Origin of the sequence: Psychrobacter sp., from assembly GCF_035469765.1 — a bacterium.
Classification (GTDB): Bacteria; Pseudomonadota; Gammaproteobacteria; order Pseudomonadales; family Moraxellaceae; genus Psychrobacter.
Window position 1 is genome coordinate 1 of record NZ_DATIRM010000083.1, and the last position, 3941, is coordinate 3941.

The 3941-nt window shown below is 42.7% G+C and carries 2 protein-coding genes and 1 pseudogene; all 3 read left to right on the forward strand.

Annotated features, from left to right (window positions below; translation table 11 throughout):
* Positions 1-306: pseudogene (locus VLN09_RS02340) on the forward strand (dihydrolipoyl dehydrogenase); the annotation flags it as partial.
* 215 nt (positions 307-521) lie between these two features.
* Entirely contained in the window at positions 522-1715 is a 1194-nt protein-coding gene (locus tag VLN09_RS02345; RefSeq protein ID WP_325243608.1) for a mechanosensitive ion channel family protein, read from the forward strand.
* Between the two features lie 185 nt (positions 1716-1900).
* On the forward strand, positions 1901-3941 hold a 2041-nt coding region (rlmKL, locus tag VLN09_RS02350; RefSeq protein WP_325243609.1), incomplete at its 3' end, for a bifunctional 23S rRNA (guanine(2069)-N(7))-methyltransferase RlmK/23S rRNA (guanine(2445)-N(2))-methyltransferase RlmL.

A 3941-nucleotide genomic window follows, 5' to 3' on the forward strand; every position in this document is an offset into this window, starting at 1 on the left:
GGGAAAGTTAGCTTTGACAATCAAGGTCGTAGCCGCGTCATGGGTGTCAACTGTGGTCTATTGCATATTTATGGCTGTAAAAAAACAGATAGAATCTTGGGTGCGAGCATGGTTGGTCCGGATGCAGAATACATCGGGCATATATTGGCAATGGCGATTACCAACGACTTGAGTATCAAAGACATGCTTGATACTCCTTTTTCTCACCCTACCATTTTAGAGGGCTTGCGTACTGCTTTGCGCGATGTTCAGGATTTGATGGAAATACCATATCAGTCGCTTGATATTCATCAAAACAATTCTTAATCAGCTGTTAAATGCTATGTTTTAAAAGTAATGAAGTAAACTTATTGGCGCTGACCTCAGGAGATTCAAACTTGATTTGTCGTCAGGACTTAAGCTACTTTATAAACGGCTTTAGTGGTTATATAGTTAAAGTAACTTCATCTATAATGATGCGATTAAAACCCTATTAGTACAGAGCAATATATTTTAGAACCACACCTTTCATGGATAAGATAATGGCAATCGCTAGTATTACTGAATTTTTTCAAGAGATTGCTCGTGATCTACATACTAGCCTTTTTCTTGCCATTGGCGGCTCTATCGAGGAAGGTACCTTAGATTGGTCATCTAAATCAGTAGAACTGGTGAGCACTGGCATCAAAATCCTAATACTGCTTGCGATATCGGGGTTTATGTATTGGCTTGCTATCTATGTACTCAAAAAAAGCAAAGCACGCATTCGCCTGAATGAGCGCCGCGCTAAAATTGCCCGCTCAATCCTGCGTTATATCTGGGCCGTGACCAGTGTCATTGCTATTATGAGTCAGCTAAATTTTGAGCCAGATACCATCAAAGCCACTGCCAAAGCCAGTACATGGGCGGGGATATATTATGTGCTATGGACATCATCTGGACAAATCGTCCATAAAATCCTACAGCACTATGGGCTAAACGCCTCTATTGAGCAGCTGCTTAAAAATATCTTGTCTGTGCTATTACTGGTCTTAGGGCTTGCCAGCGTTATGGCGCAGTTTGGCTTTGATATCGTTTCTTTAGTCGCAGGTTTGGGTATCGCCGGTTTGGCAGTCGGTTTTGCCGCGCAGTCAACGCTTGCAAACTTTATCGCTGGCATTACTATTTTGCTTGAGCAGTCATTTCAAGTTGGTGACTGGGTCAATATCAATGACAATGAAGGTCGCGTGGTGGTAATTGCCTTACGTACGACCCATGTCTTAACTCGTGACAATATTACGGTCATCATACCCAATTCAAATGTCGCCTCCTCCGTCGTTACCAATCTGACCTCCAAAAACTTTATACGCTTTGATATTCAGATGCGTATTGCTTTTGAAGATGATATTGATAAAGCACGTGATGAAATTTTACAAGTACTGTCAGATAGTGAGGCTGTCCTTAACCGACCTGAGTCTTCTGCGACTGTGGCAGAGATTGGAGAGTATGGCGTATATTTTATTGTACGCTTTTGGGTCAAACCAGCGGCAGTTGCTCGTATGCCTAAAATCAAAGAAGATTTACGAGAGAATATCAAACGCGCTTTTGATGCCGCTGATATCTCGACCCCTTATCCGCATATGCGTCTACTTATGCCAAGAGAAGACGTCTATCCGATTGTGACCAAGCCCAAGCCATTGGCAACGACCACGCACACTGTGTCAGAGTCATTGGCGCTGAACAAAGACCAGCCATAATATCCTTGCGACTTATTTAACATTTATATGCCATAAAAAGTTCTTTCAAATATAAATTTTTTGACCATCGCTTTCTTAAACATGAGCGCTTTAAACCATCCGCTATAGAATTATGGTAAAATTAGCGGTTAAACATCTTATTTTATGATGTGCACTATTTATCAATTTAGCCCACAGGTATCCGTATGACCGAAACAACCGCGCTCGCCTCATCCACAGCGTCTTCACAACCATCTTCACAAGCATCTTCACAGGTATTGTCGCTTGACCTTATCATTACCTGCGCCGATGGATTAGAAGCACCGCTACAGACTGAGCTGACCAGTTTTGGTATTGCAAGCGAAATGAAAAGTACTGGTCGCCTTGCTGTTACAGGTACCTTGCGTGATTTATATAAGATCTGCCTTTGGTCGCGCGTGGCATCGCGCGTATTAATGCTAATTAAACGCAAAAATATCAATGCCGAATATGATGTGGCTGAACAGCTTTATGGTTTGGCAAAATCGGTTAATTGGACGGAGCAATTTAGCTTAGAGCAGACGTTTGCTATCCGTCTGTCTGTTGATAAACGGGTTGCAGTCAGCCAGCAATTTGCCATGCTCCGTATTAAAGATGCGATTGCTGATACCTTTAACGAAGTATATGAAAGCCGCCCTAACGTCGATAGTAAAAATCCAGACTTTTCTATTTTTGCCACCGTCAATGACAAGCAAGCTGAGCTCTATTTAGATTTGTCAGGGACGAGTTTACATCGCCGTGGCTATCGCGTAGCCATGACAGAAGCGCCATTAAAAGAGAACTTAGCAGCGGCGCTACTCTATAGCGCAGGCTGGCATAAGAAAAATGAGGCAGGCGATGCGCCTTTTTATAATGCCTTAATCGACCCGATGTGTGGCTCTGGTACCTTTATCATTGAAGCGCTACTGATGCATTGCGATTATGCCGTCGGTATCGATAAAGCCGCCAATCAGTTTGGTTTTTATGAGTGGCAGCATCATGACGCAGTATTATGGCAAGAAATGATTGATGATGCACAGACACGTTTCCGTGAAGCCTTAGAGATTGCTAATGAGCAGCCAGATACTTTGCCGCTCATCTTTGGATTCGATGCCGATAATGGCGCCATTATTGCTACAGAAAAGAATCTGATTGCTGCCGGTTTACAAGACCTGTTACCGCTACTTGACATCGAAACGCGCGCCCTTGATCAGCTAAGCACGCTACTAAAACCTTTGGTCGCTGACGGTCGTTTGAGCAATCCTTTAATTATCACCAACCCACCTTATGGTGAGCGTCTGGGCGATGAAGAAATGATTAAGCCATTATATCAATCAATTGGGCTTATCTTACAAGACAGCTTTGCTGGCAGTAGTGTTGATCCAATGCTTGGTATATTGGCATCTCACGTTGAGCAAGTCGATATTTTGCCTATTAGAGAGCCAAAAACGTTGCGCTGTCATAATGGTGCCATTACCGTGTATTTCCGCTATGGCACCTTGATTGCTGGACAAACTGGCAATCTTGTTAGCCGTTTTGAGAAGCGTGAAATTGAAGTTGAAGACGGTCAAGATTTTATCAATCGTTTGCAGAAAAACCTGACCCGACTTAAGAAATTGGCTAAAAAAGATAACGTGAGTAATATCCGTGTTTACAACGCTGACCTGCCTGATTTCAAGGTGGCGATCGACTTATATGGTGACTATGCCCATGTACAAGAGTACGCGCCACCGAAGACTATTCCACCAGAAACTGCCAAAAAACGTTTTAATTTGGCGCTAATGGGTATCCGTGAAGTGTTTGGCATTAACCGCGAACAAATCTTTATTAAAACCCGTGCTCGTCAATCTGGTAATGACCAATATAGTAAACAAGGCAATACTGAAAAGCGTGGTAAGTTTTATATTGCCCGCGAAGATGGCGCCTATCTATATGTCAATTTCACCGATTATCTCGATACAGGTCTATTTATCGATCATCGCAATATGCGTGCGCGTATCAAAGACAACAGTCGTAATAAATCGGTATTGAACTTATTCGCTTATACTTGTACGGCCAGTGTGCATGCTGCATTGGCGGGCGCTAAAAAAGTTACTAGTGTTGATTTGTCACAGAATTACCTGGATTGGGGCAAACAAAACTTTGCTTTGAATGGCTTAAATGTCAGTGGTAATAAGTATCAATTTGTTGCTGCTGATATTTTTGAGTGGATCAAAGACAATACAGAGC